The sequence below is a fragment of the Cupriavidus sp. 05N39 genome, from assembly GCF_056397325.1.
Genome location: NZ_JBFTNE010000279.1, coordinates 1 through 563 on the forward strand (window position 1 = coordinate 1; position 563 = coordinate 563).

Genomic DNA, 563 nt, shown 5'->3' on the forward strand with positions numbered 1-563 from the left:
GGCCAAACTCGCATCGCCTTAAGGCGATACTCAAACATGGCCCCCTCTTTTCCGCTCTTTTTGCCTGCCGACGAGGCGCCCCATACGGCCTGGTACACCTTGACGGCTCGCTTCGCATCGCGCTGGGGTGCGGACCCGCCCTTGGGGGCGCTCCACACGGCTACCAATCGTTGGTTTGGCGGCTCGCTCCTGCGATCGTCTTCCCTTGTTGCTGGGGTGAGCAAACCAGCGGATTACAAGTGGCAGCTAGCGCACAAAGACGGAAGGGAGAAGACAGGAAATTCGGCGTCCGAAGAGCCGAGAGATTTCGACGATGCGCGATATCGCCGGATCGACGATTCGGTGTAGTCGTGTGGAGCGCCCCCGAGGGGGGGCGCCCCATCCGGCGCGCCTTTTTTGCCTACTTTTTTGGCAAGCGGCGTGTGTCAAGGTAGTTGTCGCCTCAGCCGTTACGCTGCTTGCTTGTAATTCTCTGCGTTTTTCTGCGCTCGCTCCGGGTTCAGGTACACCGCATCTGGGAGTTCCCAGTTGCGGATGCCCGCGCTCCAACGCTGCGGATTCCG

The 563-nt window shown here is 60.9% G+C and carries 1 protein-coding gene; it reads left to right on the top strand.

Annotated features, from left to right (window positions below):
- The coding region (locus AC1DN0_RS41290; RefSeq protein WP_477146635.1) for a hypothetical protein at positions 1–348 on the top strand (348 nt) is incomplete at its 5' end.
- Positions 349–563: the final 215 nt, after the last annotated feature.